32 protein-coding genes and 1 tRNA gene are annotated in these 24184 nt (G+C 45.2%); 7 read left to right on the top strand and 26 right to left on the bottom strand.

The window, feature by feature from the left end; all coding sequences use genetic code 11:
• Positions 1-71 precede the first annotated feature (71 nt).
• The 4 genes from LEPBO_RS0116175 to LEPBO_RS0116160 form a co-directional block, all read right to left on the bottom strand.
• Positions 72-263, bottom strand: coding sequence for a hypothetical protein (locus LEPBO_RS0116175; RefSeq protein WP_017288604.1), 192 nt, complete (start codon positions 261-263; stop codon positions 72-74).
• On the bottom strand, positions 260-1036 hold the full coding sequence (locus LEPBO_RS0116170; RefSeq protein ID WP_017288603.1) for a hypothetical protein: 777 nt from the start codon (positions 1034-1036) through the stop codon (positions 260-262). Before LEPBO_RS0116170 ends, LEPBO_RS0116175 begins: the two co-directional genes overlap by 4 nt.
• Before the next feature lie 29 nt (positions 1037-1065).
• Entirely contained in the window at positions 1066-1653 is a 588-nt protein-coding gene (locus LEPBO_RS0116165) for a hypothetical protein (protein ID WP_017288602.1), read from the bottom strand.
• Between the two features lie 193 nt (positions 1654-1846).
• Positions 1847-2179, bottom strand: a complete 333-nt coding sequence (locus tag LEPBO_RS0116160; protein ID WP_026148687.1) for a helix-turn-helix domain-containing protein — start codon at positions 2177-2179, stop codon at positions 1847-1849.
• A gap of 194 nt (positions 2180-2373) precedes the next feature.
• On the opposite strand from LEPBO_RS0116160, the gene LEPBO_RS43350 reads away from it, so the two are divergent.
• Positions 2374-2556, top strand: a complete 183-nt coding sequence (locus LEPBO_RS43350; RefSeq protein ID WP_071596168.1) for a DUF4278 domain-containing protein — start codon at positions 2374-2376, stop codon at positions 2554-2556.
• 159 nt (positions 2557-2715) lie between these two features.
• The gene (locus tag LEPBO_RS44455; protein ID WP_263970828.1) at positions 2716-2844 is read left to right on the top strand and encodes a hypothetical protein; all 129 of its coding nucleotides are present in this window, start codon (positions 2716-2718) and stop codon (positions 2842-2844) included.
• A gap of 117 nt (positions 2845-2961) precedes the next feature.
• On the opposite strand, the gene LEPBO_RS40110 is transcribed toward LEPBO_RS44455, so the two are convergent.
• The 13 genes from LEPBO_RS40110 to LEPBO_RS42925 form a co-directional block, all read right to left on the bottom strand.
• A complete protein-coding gene (locus tag LEPBO_RS40110; RefSeq protein ID WP_017288599.1) occupies positions 2962-3876 on the bottom strand; it encodes a pentapeptide repeat-containing protein in 915 nt (304 codons plus the stop codon).
• Positions 3877-4028: 152 nt separating this feature from the next.
• Entirely contained in the window at positions 4029-4301 is a 273-nt protein-coding gene (locus tag LEPBO_RS41050) for a hypothetical protein (protein WP_198421423.1), read from the bottom strand.
• 73 nt (positions 4302-4374) lie between these two features.
• Positions 4375-4608, bottom strand: a complete 234-nt coding sequence (locus tag LEPBO_RS0116140; RefSeq protein WP_017288598.1) for a hypothetical protein — start codon at positions 4606-4608, stop codon at positions 4375-4377.
• Between the two features lie 827 nt (positions 4609-5435).
• Positions 5436-6800 carry a pentapeptide repeat-containing protein gene (locus LEPBO_RS37250; RefSeq protein WP_017288596.1) on the bottom strand — a complete coding sequence of 455 codons (1365 nt, stop codon included), beginning with the start codon at positions 6798-6800 and terminating at the stop codon, positions 5436-5438.
• A 2-nt stretch (positions 6801-6802) separates the two neighbouring features.
• Complete coding sequence (locus tag LEPBO_RS0116125) at positions 6803-7528, bottom strand: NUDIX hydrolase (RefSeq protein ID WP_017288595.1); 726 nt, start codon at positions 7526-7528, stop codon at positions 6803-6805.
• A 26-nt stretch (positions 7529-7554) separates the two neighbouring features.
• Positions 7555-8847, bottom strand: coding sequence for a hypothetical protein (locus tag LEPBO_RS0116120; RefSeq protein WP_144056214.1), 1293 nt, complete (start codon positions 8845-8847; stop codon positions 7555-7557).
• 323 nt (positions 8848-9170) lie between these two features.
• Entirely contained in the window at positions 9171-9605 is a 435-nt protein-coding gene (locus tag LEPBO_RS0116115; RefSeq protein WP_017288593.1) for a hypothetical protein, read from the bottom strand.
• Positions 9602-10096 carry a hypothetical protein gene (locus tag LEPBO_RS37245; RefSeq protein ID WP_017288592.1) on the bottom strand — a complete coding sequence of 165 codons (495 nt, stop codon included), beginning with the start codon at positions 10094-10096 and terminating at the stop codon, positions 9602-9604. Before LEPBO_RS37245 ends, LEPBO_RS0116115 begins: the two co-directional genes overlap by 4 nt.
• A 113-nt stretch (positions 10097-10209) precedes the next feature.
• Positions 10210-10521, bottom strand: a complete 312-nt coding sequence (locus LEPBO_RS0116105) for a hypothetical protein (RefSeq protein ID WP_144056213.1) — start codon at positions 10519-10521, stop codon at positions 10210-10212.
• 5 nt (positions 10522-10526) lie between these two features.
• Complete coding sequence (locus tag LEPBO_RS0116100) at positions 10527-10865, bottom strand: hypothetical protein (RefSeq protein ID WP_017288590.1); 339 nt, start codon at positions 10863-10865, stop codon at positions 10527-10529.
• A 200-nt stretch (positions 10866-11065) separates the two neighbouring features.
• Positions 11066-11359 (bottom strand): hypothetical protein, encoded by a 294-nt coding sequence (locus LEPBO_RS0116095; protein WP_026148685.1) that lies wholly within the window; start codon positions 11357-11359, stop codon positions 11066-11068.
• Between the two features lie 158 nt (positions 11360-11517).
• On the bottom strand, positions 11518-11772 hold the full coding sequence (locus LEPBO_RS0116090) for a helix-turn-helix domain-containing protein (protein ID WP_017288588.1): 255 nt from the start codon (positions 11770-11772) through the stop codon (positions 11518-11520).
• A gap of 261 nt (positions 11773-12033) precedes the next feature.
• The gene (locus LEPBO_RS42925; protein WP_154660830.1) at positions 12034-12183 is read right to left on the bottom strand and encodes a hypothetical protein; all 150 of its coding nucleotides are present in this window, start codon (positions 12181-12183) and stop codon (positions 12034-12036) included.
• A 137-nt stretch (positions 12184-12320) separates the two neighbouring features.
• On the opposite strand from LEPBO_RS42925, the gene LEPBO_RS45610 reads away from it, so the two are divergent.
• The 3 genes from LEPBO_RS45610 to LEPBO_RS0116065 all read left to right on the top strand — a co-directional run bounded on the left by LEPBO_RS45610 (position 12321) and on the right by LEPBO_RS0116065 (position 14105).
• Positions 12321-13066, top strand: a protein-coding gene (locus LEPBO_RS45610; RefSeq protein ID WP_455565126.1) for an IS1 family transposase whose coding sequence is annotated in 2 segments (ribosomal slippage) — positions 12321-12576 and positions 12576-13066 — 747 coding nt in all. Because the reading frame shifts where the segments join, the coding sequence is not laid out codon by codon here.
• A gap of 89 nt (positions 13067-13155) precedes the next feature.
• Positions 13156-13356 carry a hypothetical protein gene (locus LEPBO_RS0116075; protein ID WP_017288587.1) on the top strand — a complete coding sequence of 67 codons (201 nt, stop codon included), beginning with the start codon at positions 13156-13158 and terminating at the stop codon, positions 13354-13356.
• A 248-nt stretch (positions 13357-13604) separates the two neighbouring features.
• Positions 13605-14105 carry a hypothetical protein gene (locus LEPBO_RS0116065; RefSeq protein WP_144056212.1) on the top strand — a complete coding sequence of 167 codons (501 nt, stop codon included), beginning with the start codon at positions 13605-13607 and terminating at the stop codon, positions 14103-14105.
• A gap of 63 nt (positions 14106-14168) precedes the next feature.
• On the opposite strand, the gene LEPBO_RS0116060 is transcribed toward LEPBO_RS0116065, so the two are convergent.
• Complete coding sequence (locus LEPBO_RS0116060; protein WP_017288584.1) at positions 14169-14603, bottom strand: 3'-5' exonuclease; 435 nt, start codon at positions 14601-14603, stop codon at positions 14169-14171.
• A 186-nt stretch (positions 14604-14789) separates the two neighbouring features.
• On the opposite strand from LEPBO_RS0116060, the gene LEPBO_RS42365 reads away from it, so the two are divergent.
• Positions 14790-16601, top strand: a complete 1812-nt coding sequence (locus LEPBO_RS42365; protein ID WP_144056211.1) for a coiled-coil domain-containing protein — start codon at positions 14790-14792, stop codon at positions 16599-16601.
• 394 nt (positions 16602-16995) lie between these two features.
• On the opposite strand, the gene LEPBO_RS0116045 is transcribed toward LEPBO_RS42365, so the two are convergent.
• On the bottom strand, positions 16996-18138 hold the full coding sequence (locus LEPBO_RS0116045) for an IS4 family transposase (RefSeq protein WP_017288581.1): 1143 nt from the start codon (positions 18136-18138) through the stop codon (positions 16996-16998).
• 146 nt (positions 18139-18284) lie between these two features.
• On the opposite strand from LEPBO_RS0116045, the gene LEPBO_RS0116040 reads away from it, so the two are divergent.
• Positions 18285-18557: a hypothetical protein gene (locus tag LEPBO_RS0116040; RefSeq protein WP_144056210.1), complete on the top strand. Its 273-nt coding sequence runs from the start codon at positions 18285-18287 to the stop codon at positions 18555-18557.
• On the opposite strand, the gene LEPBO_RS41770 is transcribed toward LEPBO_RS0116040, so the two are convergent.
• From LEPBO_RS41770 to LEPBO_RS0116010, 7 genes are all read right to left on the bottom strand, one after another.
• Positions 18554-19276 (bottom strand): site-specific integrase, encoded by a 723-nt coding sequence (locus LEPBO_RS41770; RefSeq protein ID WP_017288579.1) that lies wholly within the window; start codon positions 19274-19276, stop codon positions 18554-18556. The genes LEPBO_RS0116040 and LEPBO_RS41770 overlap by 4 nt on opposite strands.
• Positions 19277-19375: 99 nt before the next feature.
• Positions 19376-19684: a hypothetical protein gene (locus LEPBO_RS41765; protein WP_017288578.1), complete on the bottom strand. Its 309-nt coding sequence runs from the start codon at positions 19682-19684 to the stop codon at positions 19376-19378.
• 114 nt (positions 19685-19798) lie between these two features.
• A tRNA-Thr gene (locus LEPBO_RS0116030) sits at positions 19799-19871 on the bottom strand.
• A gap of 106 nt (positions 19872-19977) precedes the next feature.
• Positions 19978-21471, bottom strand: coding sequence for an RluA family pseudouridine synthase (locus LEPBO_RS0116025; protein ID WP_017288577.1), 1494 nt, complete (start codon positions 21469-21471; stop codon positions 19978-19980).
• Positions 21455-22582, bottom strand: a complete 1128-nt coding sequence (locus LEPBO_RS0116020) for a glycosyltransferase family 4 protein (RefSeq protein ID WP_017288576.1) — start codon at positions 22580-22582, stop codon at positions 21455-21457. Before LEPBO_RS0116020 ends, LEPBO_RS0116025 begins: the two co-directional genes overlap by 17 nt.
• A gap of 9 nt (positions 22583-22591) precedes the next feature.
• Positions 22592-22888 carry a hypothetical protein gene (locus LEPBO_RS0116015; RefSeq protein ID WP_017288575.1) on the bottom strand — a complete coding sequence of 99 codons (297 nt, stop codon included), beginning with the start codon at positions 22886-22888 and terminating at the stop codon, positions 22592-22594.
• The gene (locus LEPBO_RS0116010) at positions 22888-24039 is read right to left on the bottom strand and encodes an NAD-dependent epimerase/dehydratase family protein (protein ID WP_017288574.1); all 1152 of its coding nucleotides are present in this window, start codon (positions 24037-24039) and stop codon (positions 22888-22890) included. Before LEPBO_RS0116010 ends, LEPBO_RS0116015 begins: the two co-directional genes overlap by 1 nt.
• Positions 24040-24184: the final 145 nt, after the last annotated feature.

Raw genomic sequence — 24184 nt, 5'->3', positions numbered from 1 at the left:
AAATCAGTCTTGGATAATGCAAAGAATTAATTTGTGAATCAAAGAGCCATGAAGATCAGAAGTTCTGACGGTCATCCTTCGCGTTGCTGTACATTCTCAAGCTGCCGTCCCAAAAGCTCAAGAATCTCAGCCCTAACCAAATCCGGTAATTCCTCCCATTGATCGCTATTCGCAAACAGCACAACAACAAAATCGGCAAAGACCGCAAAATCCTCAAACCCATACTCATCAAACTTCTTCAGTAATAGATTCAACGTCCTCACTGCCCTAACTTCCTCTTAGTTCCCGAAACTCTACTCAACTGCTTCAACGCCATTCCTACGGTCAAACACACTCTCCCTGTGATGTAGAGTCCTTTATTCCCAGTTCCCAGCCCCACAAATCGCACGACCGCAAACGAGAACAGTGCAGCAACCAGAATCGGCATGATTACAATTCCTTGGGTGTGTTCTACTTTGTCTTGCTTCATGCCCAACTTTTCGCGCTGAATCACTTTCCGCGCAATCATCGGGTTTCGTCCCGCAAGTGGCTGTAATTCTGCGATTCGCGACTGATCAATCTGCAATCCGAGTCTCTGTGCCTCCGATGTCATCACATTGCGGATATGAGCGTCTGATGGCAGTTCTAGCTCGACTTCCAACATCCGCAGAAACATATCACGACCAGGATTGATCGGACTGAATGCAACGACTCTTACGCCGGATGCGATCGCATCTTCCAACCAGTACCGAATACTCGCCGGAAGTCGTTTCGCTTCAGGCAGGATGAACAACCAATCATCAGAAGCATTCGAGAGAATTTCATCCTTCATCTCATCGACGCTCATTGGCTTGAACTTGCCCTCGCCGACCTCGATTTCAATCGGACATCCAACCTGTTCAGCCAGCGACTTGAAGAAGATTTTCGTCGTGCCCTTATAGGTTTCAGTCGCGCAGGTGAATTCACCCTCGAAACGATCGCGAGCAGAAACAGCGAGATCATCGACTCCTGATCCCGCTTCTCCAATGACAAGAACGCTGTGACCGGATTCGACCACAGCACACACTTTATCGAGCGCGTCTTGATTTACGCTGCTGTTTGTCGGCTCTGGCGCATTTGATCGAGTAACTTGTCTGCGATCGCGCTTGGATGAAAATTTGGGCGAGTTGCCTCCTCGGTACGTTCGACTTGCGCTTTAAGGTCTTCAGGTAGATCGTCCTTGGTCATCCGGTTCGCGACTTCTCGAACGACTTGCGGAATCATTGCCAATTCGGAAGCCTTCAGTTCAGCGGCTGCTCGAAAGATTTGCTTGCCTAAACCATTCTCGATGGTCGGTTCTTCTACTGCGGGGATCGGTTCTGCCAGGTCACTACCTTCCACTGCTGCGAGGTTGGTAGGATTTACAGGTGCAAGTTCTCCACCTTCACTATCAATAGATCCATCCATTTCTCCGGTTTCTCGAATGTGTTGATCGAGTCGCTTCATTCGATCAAATTGCGATTGGTCGAGGTAAGCCTTTCCTTTTTCATCCTTGTGAGCTTTGATGCCGAGAAACTTTAATCGCTCGTAATACTGAGCAGATTTAATATCAAATTCTCGTTGAACTTCGTCCGGTCGGTACTGCATCTCAGTAGTGGAATTCTGGTCAACAGCAGCGGAATTCTGGTCAGTCATAGCGGAAAACATTTGAATCAACTGTGCATATTATGTGAGTCTCGCAAAAAAATTCGTGTCCGAGACTCTACCGGAATTCCGATCAACGATCGTAAAGACTTGATGAAGACCAGAAATCGGAATATTCCAAAATTGAATTGGTTCGGTTCAATCTTTCTCACTGTAATTATTTACAGTTAATTCTCAATCTCAGTTAGGAATCTCGCTGATCATAGGGTGATATCTTAATAGGCTCTACCTCGATCGTTGAATGCAAAATTGGCAACCATACGAGCAGAAGGAATCCAACCAATACAGGCGTAGTAGAAGACTCTTTCAGATAATATCGTCGCTTTCCCTCAACTAATCGAGACTCAATCGCTCCGGCAATATGTAAGTTTTGGGTCTGTCGCCTTACTTGCTCATAGGTCAGTCCAGATCGCTTAACTAATTCGTTGCGGGTAAGTCCGTCTGTCTCATTGAGAATTGCCAGAATGCGCGATCGCGTTCCTCGTCCCTGTTTGGTTTGTTCGTATATCGACAGCATGAGATAGTACAAAACTGCTCCTGTCAAAGTGCCCGATGAGGAGAAAGCGATCGACAGAAGAGAAGCGATCGCGCAGATTTCCAAACTGGCTGCATAAATTTCAGAACTTCATCGTGGAAGTAATCAAGAGAGCGATAACACCCTCTGAGTTTTGCTCTCTTTCATGCCTCTACTTACCCCCAAGGAGATCTATCATGCAATTGAAATATCGTGGCTGCTCTTACGACTCCAACTCCACCAGCGCTCAAGTGGCTCCCTCCAACCCGACCCTTATTTACCGAGGAGTCAAATATCAACAAAATTCTGCGGCTCCTCAGCGTGCAACATCACAATGTCAGACCTTGACCTATCGGGGATCAGTTTACTTTGCTTGCTAGTGCTTTGAAAGGATCAGGAGCGCGATCGCACCCTCACTTTATCCGCGATCGCGTTCCTCAGCAGTAGCGTGATGGTTTTCAACTTTCAAAGGGCTGGATTACAATTCCACCAAACCGCGCTTCATCTGCCCAGCACTTTACGCTTTCGATGTAACAGATGTGGTTTTCGTTCTCCTCGCCAGTCTCAACCACTATGGCTTTGAATCCACCACCCACGGAGACATTATAGAAGCCCAACTTTCGCCCTTGATCGTCACAGGCTTTATCGAAACAGTTGTGGCAGACTGATTTTGGGTATCGCGCCCAATGTGGTACTGGAGTTGAACAGATGGGGCAGGGATGAAATTCGGTTTTGCTCATATCGTTGGTATCGTTAATCGTGCTAGGGTCAGCAGTCATCAAAGCTCATTTCTTAGTTTTGAGTTTGTCGCAGTCGCGATCGCTCTTTGTACCATCGGGCATTATGGTATTGCAGAGCAGCGTCCCATCTAGAATTGGCTCAAACATAATTGCGTCCTTCAAGTTAGCGAAACTTAGATTTGTATCTCTGAGATCCGCCATACTAAGATCTGCTTTACTAAGGTCTGTTCTACTAAGATTCACTCTTCTTAAATTTGCTGCACGTAAGTCTGTTCCGCTCAAATTTGCTCCATCTAAATTTGTCTTTTCCAATCTTGCAAGATTCTCATAAGACCGAAAAATCATCACTCTAGACGGCTCCTTATTTCCCATCTTGCGCTCGGCTGACAAAATTGAATCCGTATCAGGTAAATTTAGATCAGATAGGTTGATCCCAACTAGGTCAACCCCAGCTAAATCGATTTCAGATAAGTTGCTTCCACTCAGATTTGCTTCTCTCAAATTCGTTTGTCTAAGATCGAGGACTGGCTTTTTCGCTTGAAGGAGTTTCGCTTTATGTAGAAACTTGATGAGTTGTCCTTGTCGCTCTCCATCCAGTTCTCTCAAAGCTGTTAACGTTCGTGCCTGTGCAACAATTCGAGATTCAGCGTCTGCTTTCGCAGTCCGTAGCCCCCGATCAAATAACAACGTCGAAATCTGGTCAAAATATCGATTCAGCGTCTCCTGTTTCGCTCGATCGTCTGCAATCTGCTGATCCTTTTCCCGATTCGCCTGGGCAATCTCCAAATCTCTCTGTTTCGACGTTTCCTGCAAATAGAACGCACCGATCGCCAAAGCAGTCGGCACAATCAACAATTGCAACACATCCCACAGCTTTTTTTCCTTAAAGCCTGCCCAGTTCCAAAATCTGTGAAGCGGCGATCTCTTTTTCTCATAACGAGACTTTGCGGCTGAAGGCAATGAAGGACTTGTATTTTTTTGTAACTCTAGCTTTTTTCTGAATTATTATTCGTCGATTCTGGGGGCGTTGGTTGCGTCATCGTTGAAATGGAGACTCAATACTCAACTGATACAGCCAATTCCTTGAGTATTTCAGAATTCTCTGTGGTTAATTAATAATCTCTGTCGCAACATCGCCCCTCACAATTCCGCCTGCTGCGAATACACCCCGTCTCAGCAAACCGCTGCCCATGCTTCCTCACTGTCGGATAAGCCAACCACTGAAGCGGAATACCTGTCAGCTTCCAAACTAATCTACCAAAGGAGTGCAATACATCCGAACCCTCATCTAAACTTGGCTCAGTGATGAACTCTTTCAGTTCTGCCGTGAATGCTGACCACTGCGATCGAATTGTGGGCAGGTGACAGAGATCGTAGGCTGCCATTCCAGTTCTGTAGTGTTTGAACATCCCCATCATTACTTCGCTCTTTATCGTGTTCGCAACACTGCATAGCGTATCAATGAATATCTGATTGCTCTGAGAGTTGCTTTTCGCCATTCATGTACGCATCCAGGCTCGCTGAAAAATCTTCGGGAGCTTCCACTTTAATCTGTCTCAGTCGGCTCATGATTCCACCCTTATTTGATTGTTTCCTCTGAATGACAAATTGCTCAACAATTCTGTAAAGCTCATCAAGCTCCTGCTCACTCAGTTGATCAAATTCTGCATCAATCAATTCTCTCAGGGTCATAACTAGAAGAGGGTAATTAAATTTAAGAGTAGGGGAGATTCCTATACCAATAAACAAATGCCTGCTCCCCTGCGAATCATTCTAAGCCAGTCCAACGATGAAATGTTGAGCGAATTGCGGGTAGTCTTCGAGTGTGAATGGATGGGAACTCTCTGACATTATGATTTCTTCCTACCCTGTTTTGTTTGTTCGTAGATTGACAGCATAAAACTGCTGCTTTCCATTCAGTTGCATTTCCGTAACAAATCAGGCTATTCCTGCGAAGACGTTAGAAAAAAATCAAGAGTAGTATAATCAATCACGGTTTATTAGTGATGGTACTTAGAAATGAAACCAAGCGTCGTATTGTTTGCAATCAGCACAATAGTTCTGGCGACTCCCGTTTATGCCCAGAATTGCAAACTAACTCAGGCTGTATACCGAGATGGAAATGGAAAGGGATTTGAGTTAGTTTTCAGACCACCTACTTCGAGAAGTGTGACAGTTTATGCTACGGCTGTCCTTAGAAGCAAGTCTCAGGACGAATTATATCGGTTCAATCTCTCACAGTCACAGGGATATGGCTCAACCTCACTTGCAGATACTAGGGCTACTTCCGAGAATTGGCAGGACAATAGCTTTATAATCAACTTCTTTGATAGCAATCTCAAATCTGCCTCAATGCTATTAGGACGGGAAAGCATCGTCCCCAAATACGCCTTTATCAACGGTTTAGGCAGTCGTGATTATTACAACAGAAGGCAATCAATTTCAGAGAGCAATCCTCTCATCGGTGATACGATGTGGGTCTTCAACCGTTGTCAATCTAGGTAATCAAGCACCAACGCTTATGGTAGGGGAATGCCTGCTGCCTTCAATGCCAGTGTAAGAACCATCTTAGCTGCTTCACTCACGGTTGTCTCACTGGCTTTATTTGCCATCGCCTTACTCCACAGCACCATTTTTCCCATCAGGGTAGGGTCTGTCTCCGCTTGCTTCGCCATTTCCGTCGAGACTTGCTGTTGAGCATCCTCGACCGTAACACCCTGATTCTGAAGCTGTTGCAATAAATCCTGAATTTGCTGTGCCGCTTGGGTGAGGTCTTGGCTCATGTTGACATATTGAACATTGCTGATTTGACTACCTGCTTGGGCAGTATCAACAAAGTTACCAATGCTCGAACCGCGAAAGTCATATTTAGGGGATTCTTTCTCAGCCATTGTTTTGACAATCTCCATTAAATTCGTGTTGTTTTGTCGGTGAAATTCGAGTTGTTCTTGGTATAGCGAAATCTGACCGTCTTTGGCTTGTAATTCGGCTTGATAGCGTTGTTCTTGGAGTTGTAGTCTCGTCTCATAGAGTTCTTTTGCATGACTCTCAATCGCTGCCTTATCCGCCTCTGGCGGCACTTCTAAACGAATGACGAAGGCTCCACCGCTTTTCTTCTCAATTCCTTGGATGGAGAGATTATTGTATTGCGATCGCAGTTCTTGAAAAGATTGGAAAAAGGCTTGCCAGGCGATACCATCCGCGAAGATGAGATCAACGGTTTCAAGAGCTTTTTGGAAGAGCGTGCCAAACCCTCCTAAGCAGAATACCTGGTTAGGGTCACTCGGACGGCGCTCTCCTTGCCTTTCCTTTAAATAGATGTAATCACAAACTACATCTGTTAGTTTTGTAGCACTGTTCGTGTGCCAGTTCTCAATACAAGCTCCTGTAAGAATCGCTTTCTCAAATGAAGTGCCTAACGCCTTTACTGACTTCAGATCTGCATTTGTTAAATCTGCATAATCAAGCTGAGCCGAGCAAAGATCTGCTCGGCGAAAATTAACCTTTTGCATCTTTGCATGGCTAAAATTTGCTTCAACTAGCAGAGAACGAACAAGGTTGGCATTTCCTAATTCCGCAAAGCTGAGATCAGATTGGTAGAGTATAGCCCCATTGAAGGTTGCACCCGTTAGAATCGCTCCTCTCAAATTGGCATTACTGAGGTTAGCACCCGTTAGATCAGCGTTAAGCAGACTGACTCTTGCTAAATTAGCTTTTGAGAGATCAACTCCGCGAAAATTTGCGTTATTTAGGTGAGAGACACCTTTTAGTTGGTCAAGCCGCAAACCTCTAAGACTCGGCTTTTTGATTCGAGGATTTTCTAATCTCCAAGTATTCCATCGATTAACGCCCTCAGCAAGAATATTGCAATAATTGTCAGGCATGGCTAGATACCCCGATCATCTGTCAGTAGATCATGAGCTTGAGCAAGTTGTAATACTGAAAGCGTGAATCCGTCGCGAATCTCACCACTACGAATCTTAGCTTTGACCTCTTGAGTGGTGAGCGTTACGGTGTCCGAAATGGATTCTCCCTCTTCAGGACAAGGAGCTGCATCTCCTGGCTTTAATCGAACAAAATAAGCTTGTGCTGAACCTGCTAGGAGTCCAGTATTCGAGTAAACCTCTCCAAGATTGTAGATAGCATCAATCTCAAGCCCTAGTTCTTGTGAAAGCTCAGCTTCTACAGCTTCTTCAAGAGTCTGAGATTCTTCTCTGTATCCTCTAGGGCATTCCAATTCCCAGTGCCGAGTCGCGTGTCTAAAGATTTTATTGAGGTAGACTAAGTTGTCTCGCACAGGGAGCATGACAACTCCAGCTTTACCCGTCAACGACGCTCGTTCAATAATTCTGAGATATGTTCCAGCTTGTCCATTCTTGAAGATGACAGGATCTCGAATCACGAGAATATAATCATCTTCAAACACAATTCCAGTCTCACTAGCCTGCGGAGCGGACTCTGATGAAGCAATAGATTTAGATCGAAGTTTTGCTTGAACTGTCCCAATAACTTCTGAGTCAGTCGCAATTTCGATTTCTCCTGATTTGTAGTTGCCTAAGTAGCGAAACTGTTCTGGTAAACGCGATAGATAGTGATTACTGTGAGAGGTCATACGTTCGTTAAAAGGTTAGTGCTGTACTACAAGTCTGTGCCAGGAGTAGATCCGTCGATATACCCATCATCACTTTCATCATCAAAATCGTTCAAGTGTTCATCTGGCTCAAATAGATGTTCAAAAGACGCAATTTCTTCGCTTTCACAAATTGCCCGCATCTCTTGACCACGTTCTTCAGTCTCTTCAAACGAAAAATGTGTTGATTTTTGTGTAAGATCTTGCAGATTTTTCGTATGTGCTACATAAGCTAGCCTTTTGGATTCCTCACTCGCCCCTAAAAAGTTTCTAACGCTTGAGATCCACTCGTCGTTCTGCATAATTTCCCATATCTCTTTCCATCTGCTTTCTCGCGATCTAATCCATTTTTCTAGCAATAAGTCGTCGCCTGTAATCGAGATTCTGATTTGATCTCGCTCTCCAAGTTCTGCACTTTCTTCACTAAGATTCTGAGCCAGAATGACATACGTGCTGGTTGTAGACTCGATTGTGGTTAAGATACCTGTTTGCGCTCCCACTGCCTTATAGATCACAGCGTTGTAGCAGCTATCAACATACTCAACTACACCAGAGTAGATTTCATCATCATCAATGTACTGTCGTCCTTCAATGCGTACATTGCTTCGCCTAGTAACATCTACACCTCTATCGATCAAGGTAAGTAATCCTTCTCTTAATCCTCTAAATTCTGGTTGATCCATTAATTGATCAGGAAGATTAGTAGCATTCGCTAGGTTATTAACGTAATCAGACATTGCAGAACCAAGATTTCGAGCAGTAAGCTTTCCCTCGTTCTCAAAGTAACGTTCTGAAAAGTAGTGATCCAGCTCCTGAATTTGAGAAAAGAAGTGCAAGAGTGAACCATCAGAAGCCATCTCCCTTTCAATCTTGGTAAAGCTATCATTTTCTAACATTCCAGCAAGCCTGTTTCTTAGACTTGTGTCTTGATTCAGCCCAGGAAGTGCAGAAAGAACAAAATTCTCGCTCTCGAAGAATGAGGAAATCATCCTACGATATGAAGCATACCCCTGCCGAGGGCAGAGGAGGAAAGGATAACAAATCCACTCTCTGTCTAACTTTCGGGGGCACACTCTCAGTGCATCAGTGACAATTTCTAAAAAACCAGTAGAGTCAAAACTATGAGGTTCAGGCACTACTATACGCCTTCCTAGCAAGAGTGAGTAAATCAGTTCAATCTCCGCTTGAACTCTTCTCTTATTTAAATCTCTTTCTGACAGTTCCGCATATCTAACCGAATCGAAGGACTCAATAAAGCAAAGAGGTTGCTTCTCTCCATCCAAAAGCTTCTTAAAATTCATGAGTTCACATCTACTCAGAGACCTGAGTAGTACAAGATGCAGCTTTTACAACTTCAACATTGCACCCACCTACACTCGAACCAAGCAATAGCCTGAAGCTTAGACTATTCCGACGCAGAAATAAAAATTGTGTTCCTGAATATCATTCCTCTAGTTTGAGATTTACATCCTCCAACTAGAAAACTTTAGAGCATTTTTTCTCTGTTCAGTGATACTGTAGCTTACTGCGAACTGTTTAGTGAACAGTTCGGTCACTACATCTTTCGTTACATAATTTCCCAAGTGGAAAAATTCGATTGAATTCCAGCGTTGAAAACTTCACCTCACTTCTCCAACAATTTCAACGTTTCCCCAATCGGCGATCGCACTCCATAAACCGAATTCTCCACATCCGCATACTTCGCCTTGGGAATGTACCTTGATCGCTTCTGTCCCTTCTCTTCCCAGTGCAGCCAAGCCTGTTTCGTCTCCCAAATATCCCCATTCTTCCGCTTACGTCGCACGGTATGAAACTCGATCCACCCACAAGAATGTGTGCTGGGGGGTCTTTTCTTAATACCTGTAGTGTCATCCTCACCCCCCAGCACTCTTTTTGTAGCGTGTCCATTTGGGGACGATTCCGACTCCTCCTGATCAAAGAGATTCAGTTGCAACCGGGTTGAATCGCGCTGATGTCCGGCGAGTTCAACCGACTTCTGATCAGGCTGTGATTCGTATTCCGCAGGTGATTCGCAGACAGAAGAAAGACGATAATTCATACCGCTCCCTCTGGCTTCTCAGCTTGATCGACATCCGGTTCTAGAATCACTTGCTGATGATCTTGTTCAGCTTTCTGAGTCTCTTGCCAAGTGCGATCGCGCTGCCTCAAATTCATTTGCTGAGTCAAGTCCTGAATTTTCGCTAAAGCCTGCCGTCTCGCCTCAAACTGATTCCGTAACGTAATACGCCACTGTTCTCGATTGATGCGATCGAGTTCGGCACAGATCTCGCGTTTAAACCGCCAATCAATCGTTCCCGAAACTCCTGGCGATGATCCCTGCACCCAGTTCCCAGCCGAGCAGTTTTGGCAAAGCGGTAACCTATCCTCATTGGGTCGATAATCCGGGACGATCAGGGGCATCAGACTACTTGCAATGAATCCACTGTCTTCACAGCAAAAACAAGTCCATTCCGGTCGCCACATTTGACGATCGTGCTGTTGCTCTGGAGAAGAAATCGGTTCTCTGGGAAATTGAGGGAGGTCTGACATGATGAATCCTCCCTAATACAAGCCTTGTTGCTGCGCCCATTCATAGAACGATCTGCGCTTCCGTTTCTCAGCCTGATCGCTGCATAACCCGATCCAACCCAACCCCTCATCATTTAGGGCAGCAAGGTACTCGTTTTGGAGTGGATGTACTGACAGTCAATATCGGGCACAGGCGTGGTGGAACGCTCGATTTGGAACTGCTCCCACAACGTTTTGAGGTGGGCTTCGATCCATCGCTTCGGTAAAGTTGGACGCTTTGGTAATTCTTCTATTTTCTTCTTACAAAACTTTTCAAACTTCTCTCTCTCTGCTTCTGGGATCTGAGAGAGAAATGGATCAGTTTGATTAGTCTGATCTATATGAGGCGATCCAGAATCTATATCTGGTGCGGGTTCTAGCGCTTCATTTTCTCGCTTTTGAGACAACTTTCTCAAATTTGAGACGACTTTCTCATTTTTGATACTGGAGTCTCGTTTTTGAGACTATTTTCTGTCAAAAGTTTTCTAGCTCCGACTAAGTTGCGGAACGCAATCTTGGCATGTTGAGTATCGAATAGTCCTAGTTCTTGAAGTCGTGCGATCGCTCTATAGAACGTTGGCTTAGAAAGATTGCACTCGGTCAGTATGGTTAGTAGATCGAGGTCTTGGTAATGCTCACCAAAGGGATCGATCGTCACTAAATAGCTCCAGAGTCGCCATTCTGCGGCAGTTAATTTGGCAGCACGAAGCGTTTGAGCCAGTTCAGCAGTCAGAGGATAATGCTTAGACATCTTGCACCTCTGAAGTCGTAATCGAACTGAATGAAGGCTGTGTGTGATTTACTACAGACAGTGAAGATTTCTCACTCTGGATAGATGTCGAGTGAATAGGCGAAGATTGAGTATTCATAATTTAGAAAACAAGATACTTGTGCCCTATCTGCTCCAAACAGGTAGGGCGTTTACTTTCTGAAGGTCAAACGCTTGAGAGATTAAGAAGCTGCTTTCTCAGGCTCAGTTGCAATGAGTTGCTTGATTCGTTCCTGCACCTTTCTTGCGAGTGCAGCATCTTGTCTTCTTAATTCCAGCCCTTTAAGCAGGTCTGTTTTCTCCATTCCTAGCTGTTCAGCAAGCACGTTTAAGCTTCGTTCTGATAGCCCTCTCGATTTCGTCCATGCCGCAAAATCACTCGCTCCAAACCCAGTTAGAGCGGCAAGATCAATATGACGGGCATAGCGAATATCTTCGATCGTCAATTTCACAGCAACCTCTTGAGAAGTCTTCATGTGATGAGTTTCCATTTAGAACGAGTAGATTATAGAAAAATATAATCTATTATACTTTTGTATAATCACGGAAAGGGGAAGGTGACAATGGCACAATAAAAAATCCCCTGTCATCGGCAGGGGACGAGATTCGGATTGATCGTGAATTGAAGCTAAACCTACTCTTCTTCCTTTGCAGCTTCAGAAGCAATGGTTTCATCCTTGTAGGCTTTAGCGACCAGATTTAGCATATATTCGCGCTGCTCTTGGGTGAACACCTCAAGAATCTTCTCTACACTGTCTATTCTTGGGTTTTTAATTCCATTGCGAAAGTGGCTAATTTGTGTAGTAGTTAAACCAGTTTTCTCAGCAATTTCAAGTCCGGTCAGTTTAAACCGAAACATTGTATCCCTAAAAGCATTCGCGAACTTCATTGCCAATAGACCTGCTTCATATGTGAGTCATAAGTAACTGTCTGATACACCAACCGTATTCAGATTCAACAATCTTTTACTTGAACCTGTAACAAATTACAAGATCGAAGAATCTAGAATTGTATTTTCTTATAATATATTATCTAATAATATAATCCTGATGAGAAAGTAACTAAGGTCATGTTAGCCCTATTCAATCTTACAGGCGTATAGCCTTCAGGGTTTTATCGCCACTTTGTTCGTCAGCAAATTTCCTCTATTCTAATCTGGAGTTCCAATTGAGACTTGCTTCTCTTCTACAGGAAACCGCAGCCCGATATCGCTCAGCCGTTCACAGGGTTTTAGAAGATTGGTCGCCCGTATGTGGATGCGATCGACCTGGTTCTCACCCAACCTGTGAAGCCTGTTCATGTCTGCCTGTCTTTGAAAGACTTTTAAGACAAAAAATGCATGAAAAGACGATTGAGCCAGGAACTACCCCTTGGTAGTGTTCTAGATATGTGGATATATGGCAGAATGAAAACGATGTGTTAGAGGGCTGAGTCGAGATGGTCCTAGAACCTGTTCAATGTCCCGATTGCCAGAGTGTGGATGTCGTTAAGCATGGTCGCAGTGCTGCTGGAAAACAACGGTATTGTTGCCGTAACTTAGAGTGTTCGAGACGATCATTTATCTTGAACTTTAGCTATCGAGGACGACTGCCTGAAGTCAAAGCGCAAATCAGCGACATGGCAATCAACGGCAGTGGTATTCGTGATACCGCCAGAGTGTTGAAGATTAGCCCAACGACTGTGATTGAAACGCTGAAAAAAAGTCAAGTCAACTTGAACAAGTAAACATAAGTCTGCTCGAACAGCACCAACCGGATAACACTGCAGTCATGGTCGTCAGAGTCGAGGCGGCGGAGATGGACGAGATGTGGAGTTTTGTCGAGTCAAAGCAGCATCAACGATGGTTGTGGCACGCGATTGACCATCAAACTGGAAAAGTCCTTGCCTATGTGCTAGCCACCCATGAAGACTCAGCTCTTAAGCAACTTCAGCAACTGTTAGCTCCTTTTTCGATTCAACGGTTTTACACCGATAGTTGGGGAGCTTACTTGCGATTGCTAGATGAGCAGCACCATACGGTTGGCAAAGCCAACACACAGCGCATTGAGCGGAAACATCTAACTTTGAGAACTCGGATCAAGCGGCTTGCCAGAAAGACGATCTGTTTTTCCAAGACTGAGAAGATGCATGATACTGTGATTGGATTATTCATCAATCGTCATGAGTTCGGGCGAGCAGTATAACGTTATGCCCACACATCTAGAACACTACCCCGCGACCGACCCGACCTCTATTTCCAGATCACAAGTTTGATTTTGGCGATCCGGCTTGGATGGTTCCGATTCAGCAGGGAGGAACGATCGAAGCAATATGGTATCGACAGAATGATGATGCTTGGCTATATCGTCTCACTGGGCTGAGCCAACCTGAAAAATGGTGGCACGAAGAAAAGCTAGAGAACGCTTGTCCAGATTGCGGTCAGTCCTGGAGCGGTACGAGAACTTGCCAGTGTGGACGATCTCCAGATGAGTGAAACAGAGCCTACAAAAGAAAAAATGATCCGCTTCACTGCGGATTTGCCTAAATCCTTACACCGTCGATTCTCTATTTATGCAGCGAGAGAAGGCAAGAATAAAGTTGTACTGTTGCGGGAGTGGCTGGAAGAGAAGCTTAGAAACAGTGGGTGTTGATTTTAGCCCTCTCTTAATTAAGAATTGTGAATTAAGAGAACCTTATTCGGGTTTTCAAGTCTGCAAACTTAAAGTCTCGCGAGGGTATTTGATGATGAACCGCAAACTTGCTATCGTGCTGTTTGCTCTGCCCTTCGGAATGTCTGCTGCATTGACTAGATCTGCATCGGCAACTGATCAACTTGACAGACACCCCCCTGTCGTCGTAGCCCAACGATACGACGAACACGACGAGCGGTGGAACAACGACCCACGCTACGATAACCAACGTGACCGCAACCAGCAATACAAAGATCATCGGAATCGCAATCAACGACACGAGGATCGACGAAATCGCGATCGACGAGAGGCAATTCGTCGTGAGCAGCTTCGGAAGAATGAACTTCGGCGGCAAGATGGTTCTCGACGGAATGATTCTCGGTGGGAGCAGAATCGTCGTGATAACGTCCGCTGGGATCGAAATCGCCCTATTGATTCTCGCTGGGATCGAAATCGCCAAAATATTCGTAGAGTCTGGATTCCTGGACACTACGAGCGCGGCTTTTTAGGCATTGGTCGTCGCTGGGTTGAGGGTCACTGGGAAACCCGTTAAATTGCTTCAAAGCCTGTGAAAAGATCGCATCTACTACTCCACAGGCTTTTTTGTTGAACTATCTTAGATTCGGTTTATGGCAACCTGAACCCTTTGAACAAATTCTGACTCTCGATCGCACGTCATCACCAATTCATCGATCGCTCTTGTCATTGCTATATAAAGCAATCTCGCTTCTTCTTCAGGGGAGCGATCTTTAGTCGGCATAAATCCCACACCCGGAACGAAGACCACTGGGAATTCTAAGCCCTTGCTAGAGTGCATTGTTACTAATTTGATGCTTTGAGCAGTGGGATTGTAATTTCGGCTCTCGCTGTCACGATTCACCCATTCGATTGGAATGCCGACCTGTTCAAACTCACTGTAAATATTTTCACCCATGAATTTAGAGCGGTAGACGATCTCCATTTCGTTCCAGGCGATTCCTTGAGCATTGAAGCTTTTCGCGCGATCGATCAAATATTCTGTCTCTTTTCTAAAGCTGGGAAGTCGAATCAATTTTGGAAGAGGTAATCAGAATTATTGTGGGTTGTAAACATTACTGAACTTTTTTCTAGGATCTCCGGATATGGGGTAGTAATGCAGTCATTCTGAGGGGTTAAGTGTAGCAAATGCGACTAGTTATTTGATTTTCAATATGAGAGCGTTCTTTGCCACACCCTGCCAGATTAAGGGAGTCCTAGGATGAAACGATCTACTCGTCCGTTATGGCGTTTGATGACTGCAATCGCTACAGGTTTCGGAATTTCTACAGTAATCAATACTAGTGATTATCAGGGCTACTGGTATGGAACAATACGACGGGTTCAAACAGTTGACCTTAATATTTTGTCTCACATAGCACCTGCAAAGTTGTCATTAGCCTTAATGAAAGGTGACACTGACGAGCTAAAACGTACTCTGGACAGTAATTATGGCCTGTTCGGACTTGTCGTGACAGACTGCACAACGACTCAAACTGAATGCCCTGGTCAAAAAATCCTTTTTGCTTCAAACTCGAAGAACCAGTGGAGATCGAGCTTAACGGTGGAGAGCTTACCTCAAAGTTCCTACGATTTCTTAATGAATCCACCCCCAATAAAAACGGAAAAAAGCTTTAAGAGTCCACACGAAGAAAATCGGGATGCAACTGGTAACAGAAACTCAGGTCAAATTATTGGGCGCGTTTACTATGTTCGCGGTATTCCGCCCACATTTCTAAATGATTATTGGCGTTGGATACAGAATCCTTTCAGTACGAGTGGCACTCATAAAGCTTACTTTGTGAATTCAATGCTGTCTCTGAATGTGGCTTTATTGGTCTGGGTCTTGGTCGAGTTTTTGCTTTATAGAAAACGAGTTCGGGAGGCAACTCTTCTTCGCGATGCCCAGAGAGTACAATCAGACCTTCAAGTTCAATTACAGGAAAAGTCCTCTCTTTTGTCAGAGCGAGAACAATACCGAGCAAAGCAAGAGAAGCGCAATCAAGAGTTAGAAGCTGTAATCGCTCAATATCATAACAAGCTAATCCAAACGGAATTAGAGCAGCAGCATAATGTAGAGCATCTGAGAAATCTAGAACTCCAGCTAGAAGAAGCACAGCAAGCGAAAGTTGAAGGACGGGAGCAGTTAGAAACAATCGTTCTGCTTCAGAACCAAATTAGTATTCAGCAACAGGAGAATGCAAAAACCGCTGAAAACCTAACGCGCTTACGTCATGATCTCAAAATTGCTAATCAACAAGCAACTGAATCGAGCAACCGAATTCAAACCCTAAATGCTTCCATCGCTGCTCTCTCTCAAGAACGGAATGCAGCTATGGAGCATTCTACTGCCTTAGAAACTGAGCTTCAGGCTACTCGTACTCAGATGATTCAATCTACCCAATTACTCAGTACGTTACAACTTGCCAGCCAAGAAACAAGACAATCTCAAAGGTGGGGAAGAGATTATGAACAGTGCCTCGAAGATGATAACCAACAACTCAATCAATGCATTCAGCAGCTAGAACAAACACGTCAATCTATCTCTGATGAGCGTGATGACCTGCAATTCGAGGTTTGGGATTTGCAAGAGCAGCTAGACTGGCTTCAAAACCAATTCAAGGTTGCTCACATCCATCAACCTCCTCGATGGGTAGCACCGGATAGTTCAGGGCTAGATTCGTCTAATCTTCGTATTGCGATCGTGGGAGGACACCAAAGAATGCGTAACTGTGTATTGTCTCGACTTGAAAAATCTGGGCTAAACAACGTTGTCGAAATCCCCCCATTTTCTGAGAAGACGATTGATCAAAGCCGTCTCAAAAAAAAGATTTCTGAGTGCGATTTAGTAGTTGTAATTACGCGCTACGTAGGACACGAATTAACTGGAATGGTGTCTAATTTAAGGGAAAACGGTTCGCTGCGGGGTGAGATAATGAATTTGAACTATAGGGGCGTAACAGGAGTAACCCGCGAAATTCTTGAACATTTGGGCGATTCATGCTCATCGAATTCAGAAGACGATATCGCGTAAAAGCGTACAAGTACTTATGACCGAAGAATCCTTCTACGTAAGAGAACCAATCTTTCAACCTCTAGACCGCTTCACCAAAGCCGAAAAACTCGAACTTCTGATGTGGCATCCTCTCTTCACTGGGAAATGTCCTTGTTGTGGTCAAAAACTCGCTGGGTCGATCGCTGAATGTGAGTGTGGTTGGAAGGATGAACTTGAAACCAAACCTTGATTAGTCCGGCTCGACTGCATGTTGTCACAACGAATCGAAGCTGCTTTCTAAGCAATCATAGAAACTAGCTGATATTATAATATAATGTGATTAATTATATTATAATATAATCTCGATTGGCAGAATATAAGGATTGTAGGAGCAGCTATCTTGACTGAGAAATCTCAAGGGGTGACAACGAAGCTAGAGAGCAGACTGGATCAAGGAAATGGCATTGAGACCTCGCTGAAAAAAGGGACGTTTTTGCGGCTTGAGTGCCATCAACTTGGTCGCCAGAGTTGACCACAATTGCAAGGGTTCAATCCACAACCTGCCATACAAGCCAATCCAGAAATTGCTATGTCGGTTTCGGGTTCGCTTCGGCTCCTTGACTCGACCGACGTAGCATTGCACTTGCTTTTGGCGAATGCGTCGTCCCTGAAGCGTTGAGAGCGAATAAGCAATGGCAATCAGAACCAGTAGTGCATTGAATCGGCGTGAATCGGCATGGCAATCTTCGAGATGATAGCCACCGGATTTGTAGTCTTTGAACAGCGGCTCAATGGAGAAGCGATTAGAGCAAGCTTTCAGAGTTTGTTCGGCACCGACGAGATTGGTCAGCAGATACCAAGCATCAGAATTCGATTGACGGTAGGCGCGTTTTTGGCGCAAGACTAAATTATGCTTGCCGAACCCGCGATTTTGCGTGACTTGAATGTGCAGATATTGCTCAGTGATTCCGGGCGTTTGTGGCAAATCGTCGAGGCGAGTAAACGCATCGCTGTCATTCGGTTTGATGGTCGTACTTTTCGGTAAACGGAACACGAATTTGACTTGTTTTTCCACACACCAAGCAGCAAGCTCGATACTGTGAAACTCACGGTCTCCGAGCAAAATGAAGCGATACTTTTTCAACAGATGAAATACCGGACATAACACTTTTCGTTGTTCAGCCAGCGAACTCTGTCCTTGCTTGTTCAGCCACATCCAGTGCAATGGGATTGCCCGCTTCTGGTATACAAGACTCACCATGATCAAGTTATGGTTTTGCCATTGCGTCCGGTCAACCACCAGGTGAAGCGGAGTTCTACCTGAGTAATGTCGTTTGATCCACTGCTTGACAATCGGAAACCAGATCGCTTGTGGAGTCAGTTGCGGCAGACTCAAGAATCGCTGAATATTCCGCCGTCTGCTCTCAAATAGAATCGGTTGCGGAAACAGGGTCGCTATCCGTTCAATCGTAATTCTTCGCTCTTTTTGCAACAGTTCGACCAAGATTTCTAGCGTCACAAATTGCGCTTCCGTTAATTGCGATTGTAAACAGGTTTGATAGAATGAGGGCAACATCTTTTAGATTGATGGGGTGAAACAAGTGGAATCACCTCATTTTTTCTGTCTCTCAATGCTGCTATCCGGCATCCTTTCTACCGTTCAGTCGTGTCGTCACCCCTTAAGCTGAGAAATATATCTCTGAAAGCCAGCTTAAAGAAGCAGTGCGTGCAGTATTGTCCGAAATGTTAGGTCTGGGAATCACCTCTCAAGTTCCTGTTACGCGCCAGTGGTTTGATACCGATCCGGCTTATCAACTGTTGGGACTGAAAGATGCAGAGCAGTTGAGGGAAGCGGTTCGTTCTGGTCTTTTACGAGTGGGACATGAAGTTCGCGATCGTCGTAAGCCTCAAGCAAGACTACCTCGCTATCAATTTCACATTGATAAATGTCAGCAGAGGCTTTCTGAACGTCCTGAACGGCGACGGGCAGGCTAAGGCGGCTTAGGTCTATCCTCATCTCTTAGCACATCATCATAAACCTGTTGATGCTGTTCCTTGCTAATCCAACGATTATAAGTTTGCCAATGAATTGTTGGGCTATGCCCCATATAAGCAGCCGCCACTGCGACAGGTAACTTGAATACTACTGATATCCGAATTGCATAAGCATGACGCAAATCATAGGGAACAAAGGGAATTCCTGCACGTTTGAATGTTCTGGAAACTCGTTCGCCATAATCCTGATTGATTCGTGCAGTAAGTTTAGGAAGCTTCTTATTCCAGAGTTGCCATCGTTCTACCCATTCTGGATAGAATGGATAGACCTCTCGTGTTCCAGTTTTACCATCCGTTACTTTTGCGACTAGAATTCGTTCTCCGGACTCACTATCTCGCCACTCAAGTTCAGTGAAAAATACTTCGTGATCACGAAGCCCATAGGTTGCCATCAATGCGTAAAGATATCTCCAAGCAGGGTTAGGAAGCTGTTCAATGGCTTGAGAAATAATCTTATCGGTGGGAATCGTTTTTACGACTTTCTTAGGGCTATAGTTTCCGATGTAAGGTCCGACATCGACTTCAATTTGAGCGAATCTCGCAAACTGTCGTAGGACGGTACAAGCAATCTGTCGTGATCTCGTGTTTGGCTTCGATCTTTGAGCAACTGAAATTATTGCAGATGGGCTTAATTCAGATGTTGCAGGTAGCCACTTCAAAGCAGGATTATAGTAGCGTTTTCTCCAAAGTACTTCAGAAGCTTCAGGCGTTTCGGCTTTTAACTGAGTATCTAGACAATACTGCTTAAATTTCTCAATTCAGGCTTGACACGTAGCAATGTCTGAATTTTCTTCACGATCTAAATACAACTGCCAATCAAATTCCTTGCAGGCAATAAGCGCACCCAATTTTCGCGCTTCTGCCTCTGCCCTTTCCAAACCAGCGGGGTTCGCATAAATTTTGAGCGAAACATCCTGTTGATGAAACTGGATTTTATGAGAATTTGGCTTAGGGGGAAGGGTCGCCCGCAGGTAAAGGCGATTTCCCTTTTGTCGAACCGCCACTCCAACATTAGCGGATCTCAACCGCTCATTGATTGCCTCAACAGTCAATTTACCCTTAACCACTTACCCTGTCTTCCCTAAACTTTCCCTAAAATATAGGGTATATTCTGCCATATTCCGGGGTACTCCCGGATATTCAGAATGCCTGAGATCCTGACAGGGTATGGGTTAGAAGAAAGCTGGTGACAAGACTCGAACTTGCGACCGGCTGATTACAAATCAGCTGCTCTACCAACTGAGCTACACCAGCGTGTACGATTCAGCAATTAGACATAATTGACTTGAGTAGCCAACAATTCATATTACTGCGCGCGATGTATATCGTAACAAAAGATTTGCATCGCGCACCACTTTTTTCAAAAAAAAGGCGTTTTTGTTGTCAAGTCGATCGTTTCGCCTGTGATCGGATGGGTGAATCGAATATCTCGTGCGTGCAGATGTAAGCGTTGATCTCCTTGTGGATTCCCATACAGTCGATCGCCGACGATCGCTGATCCTAATCCTTGATCTGCATGAACCCGGAGTTGATGCGTTCTGCCAGTAATCGGTCGAAATTCAACTTGGCATGAACTCAGGACGCGAAAATAGGTCAAACAGGGTTTACCAAACTGATAATTGACCTTCTGTTTTGGACGATCGCTGGGGTCACTCCATAAAGGCAGATCGATCTGACCTTCTAACTCAGCAATTTCTTTTTCTAAGACCGCTGTGTAGACTTTATGAATTTGGCGCTGTTCAAATTGCTGGCTTAAGCGTTTGTAGCTGTGTGAATCGCGCGCCAGAATCAGTAAGCCAGACGTGTCTTGATCTAATCGATGTACGGGGATGAGCGGTTCAGAGAAGCGATCGAGAATACAATCCTGCCCATATCGCCCTCGGACGGAAAGCAACCCGGCAGGTTTATTGACGACAACGAGGTGATCATCCTGATAGACTGTCTCAATCGAACTTGTGCCAGCAAGCAGAAATCCGAGCATTGGCTGGCAACGCTCCACGCAGGCTCCATAGAATTGTCCTGGAATTTTGTCTCCCATCGGTTCACCCCACCAAAACTCAGCCATTGCAATCGGCTTTAAATCATGAGTTGCAGCGTAATGTAGAAGCTTAGGCGCACAGCACTCTCCGGTTCCCGTGGGCATTGAGGTGAGAAGCTCGCTGAGCGATCGCGTTTCTCCAGCAAAATTTGTCACTCGATAGCTAGCGTGCATCTGTGCTTGAAGTTGCTGCGAGAGTCGCTTACGTTTTTGTTTAAGCTGACGAATCTGTTCATCAGCTTGATCAATGATTTGTTTGAGTGGAATGAGATGTGAATCGCGATCGCGTTTTAGATTGCGTTTCTCAATGCCATCGCGTTTGCTTTGTTCATCTAATTCAAAAGCCAGATCTTGATTTTGTCGCTGCTGTTGGCGTTCGAGTTTTCGTTGGTGATGAAGGATTGAGAGTTGTTCAAGTTTCTGCTTGTATTCTGTCTCTAGAATTTTGTACTGCTGACGCTCAGGGATACAAGAGAGTTGAATTAATTGCTGCTGAATCGAGTTGAGTTGGGTTAAAGTTCTAGCTTCTTCGAGTTGCACGCGATCGCGACCCGGAATCGGCGGAACCCACCCTTCAACAACGCTCCGTCCATTTAGTAAGCCAGAAAAAGCTTTGAGAATGTGTTGCTCTCCAGAAGCAGACTGAGCTAGTAAAACGCCGTACATCTTACCTTCGCAAGCTGAAAGATTTTGCATCAATTGACGCGCAATCGCTTCGACAAATTTTGTGCGTGGTAGTCGTAGGAGAGTATTTGAGTTTGGACAAATTCCCTCATACCAATAGGTAACTCCATCAGGATCAAGCTGCGATCGCATGTTTTGCTAAAACGCCTTCATAGTAGTTCTGCAATTGCTTGGTTGCAGATGACCAACTCCAACGCTCTGCTTCATGGCGGGCATTTTGGCGAATCATTTCTCGCGTTTCGGTTTGAGCTAAGAGCGATCGCGTGGCAACGATCGCACCATTCTCATCGGTCGGATCGAAGAGATAGCCATTCACGCCATCTTCCACAATGTCAGGAATTCCACCTGAGCGAGCCGCGACCACTGGACAACCTGCTGCCATTGCTTCGAGCAGCACTAAGCCTAAAGTTTCAGTCCGAGACGGAAAAACAAATGCATCAGACGAAGCAAAGGCAGAAGCTAGCTCTTGACCTGCTAAGTAACCCACAAAATTCGTATGAGTACCAGCAAAATGCTTTTCTAACACTTGCCGATTTGGACCATCGCCAACTAGAGCTAAGCGAGCATTGGGAATCGATTCGAGCACAGGTTTAATGCGATCGATTTCTTTTTCTGCTGAGAGTCGCCCCACGTAAAGCAGCAATGGAGCTTCGGGATGACCTTGAGAAAGCCGCGATCGCATTTCTAAACTTGCTAAATGAGGCTGAAAGGTTTCAGTATCGACTCCTCGCTGCCACAGTCTCACGCGCTCAATCCCGTGATCGGTCAATGCCTGCATCATGGCAGTAGAGGTGCAGAGATTGATTTCTGCTTGATTATGTCCTGCTTTCAGCAATTCCCAAAGCACACCTTCTAAAGCACCCAGCCCATAGTGCTGAAGATATTCTGGTAAATGGGTGTGATAGGAAGCAACCAGCGGAACACTGTGTAATTTGCTATGGAGTAACCCTGCTAATCCCAACACTGCGGGATTGACGACATGAATCAGATCAGGCTTGAATCGATTGAGTTCATCCCCAATCGAAGGTCGCGGAAAAGCCAGCTTGAGTTCTGGATATAAGGGAAGCGGAACGCCTGAAACGCCGTGAATTCTTGCGCCCTTATATTCGGTTAGACCTCCATCAGGCGAGAACACAAGGACTTGATTGCCCTGTCTTTGCAGATGATCGACAGTATGTTTGAGTCGGGTAACAATCCCATCAACTTTGGGAAGAAATGTCTCTGTAAATAGAGCAATCCGCATATTCAAAATTTAGTTCGATGTTTTCTCAGGTAATCCACACAATCCATGAACTCCAATCGCGACAATCACACCACCGAGTAACACTCCGAGTCCTTCTGCAAAGCAGTTGATTCGATGACGTACTTCGGCAGATTGAGCGATCGAGAGTTCACGCGCTCCGGCTCCAGTTCGGCTCAATTGCTCATAGTTGCGATAAGCGCGATCGAGGGCTGCCCATTCTGGAAAAAGATAGAACGTGCTAATGACGATCGCACTCAATCCAGGCACGATCGTGGTCAGTAATAAGAGCAGCCCTCGATGGTTCATTAGCGCTTCCAAGTCACTTTCGGCAGAATTTCATCGTGATCAACGCGATCTTTGTATTTAATCGCGAAGTTCAACAATGAATCGAGTAACGAGTCAGAGAGATAGTGAGGCTGCAAGCCTAAATCCAGCAGATTGGTATTTTTCGCGTTGAAGTAATGTTCTTCTTTCTCAATTCGAGGATTGTCAAAGTTTTGAACATCAACTTTCAAGCCCATGGATGACCCTGCTTTCTGAATCATGCTGGCAATTTCGCCTACGCCAAACAGTTCAGTAAATTGATTGAAGACGCGGAATTCTCCGGGCTGTGCTGGAGTCTCGATTGCGAGTTCTACACAGCGCACCGTATCGCGAATATCCAGGAATCCACGAGTCTGTCCGCCTTTTCCATAAACGGTTAGCGGATGTCCGATCGCTGCTTGAATACAGAATCGATTCAACGCTGTTCCAAATACGCCGTCATAGTCGAGACGGTTAATCAGCATCTCATCCATGCCGGTTTCTTCGGTCAAGACTCCGTAGACGATTCCTTGATTCAAATCAGTGGCTCTCAAGCCCCAAATCCGACAGGCAAAATGGATATTGTGCGAGTCATGCACCTTACTGAGGTGATACATGCTGCCGGGCTGCTTCGGATAGGGCAGGGTATCTTTGCGCCCGTTGTGCTCGATCGTAATGTAGCCTTCTTCGATGTCGATATTCGGCGTACCGTATTCGCCCATTGTCCCGAGTTTGACCAAATGACAATCGGGGAAGCGCTCTTTCATGATGTAGAGCAAATTCAGCGTTCCGACGACGTTATTGACTTGAGTCAGAACGGCATGTTCGCGATCGATCATCGAGAACGGGGCAGACCGCTGTTCGCCGAAATGCACGATCGCATCCGGTTGGAACTGATCCATCGCTTTGCTGAGAAATTCGTAATTTGTGATATCGCCGATGAAAAGATCGATCGTCTTTCCGGTAATGTCTTTCCAGCGTTGCAAGCGTTGCTTAATTGGTGCGATCGGGGTGAGGGTATCAATGCATAATTCATTGTCCCAATGCCGTCGCACTAAGCTATCGAGAATGCCGACCTCATGACCTCGATTGGACAAGTAGAGGGCAGTTGCCCATCCACAATAGCCATCACCACCAATTACTAGGACTTTCATCTTGCTCAATCTTTTCTGCCGATACTTTGCCAAATCTATCAGGTTTCGGCACTCAGAAGATCGCTTCTAGCAACGACTTAGAGTGAATCTCACTCTAAACCGCGCTACTCAAGGAAAATCTCTATCCTGGGAATTATTTTTTCAC

The sequence above is a fragment of the Leptolyngbya boryana PCC 6306 genome (genome assembly GCF_000353285.1).
In the GTDB taxonomy this organism is placed as follows: domain Bacteria; phylum Cyanobacteriota; class Cyanobacteriia; order Leptolyngbyales; family Leptolyngbyaceae; genus Leptolyngbya; species Leptolyngbya boryana.
The sequence above is the reverse complement of the archived record's forward strand: the minus strand, read 5'-3'. Positions and strand labels throughout refer to the sequence as shown.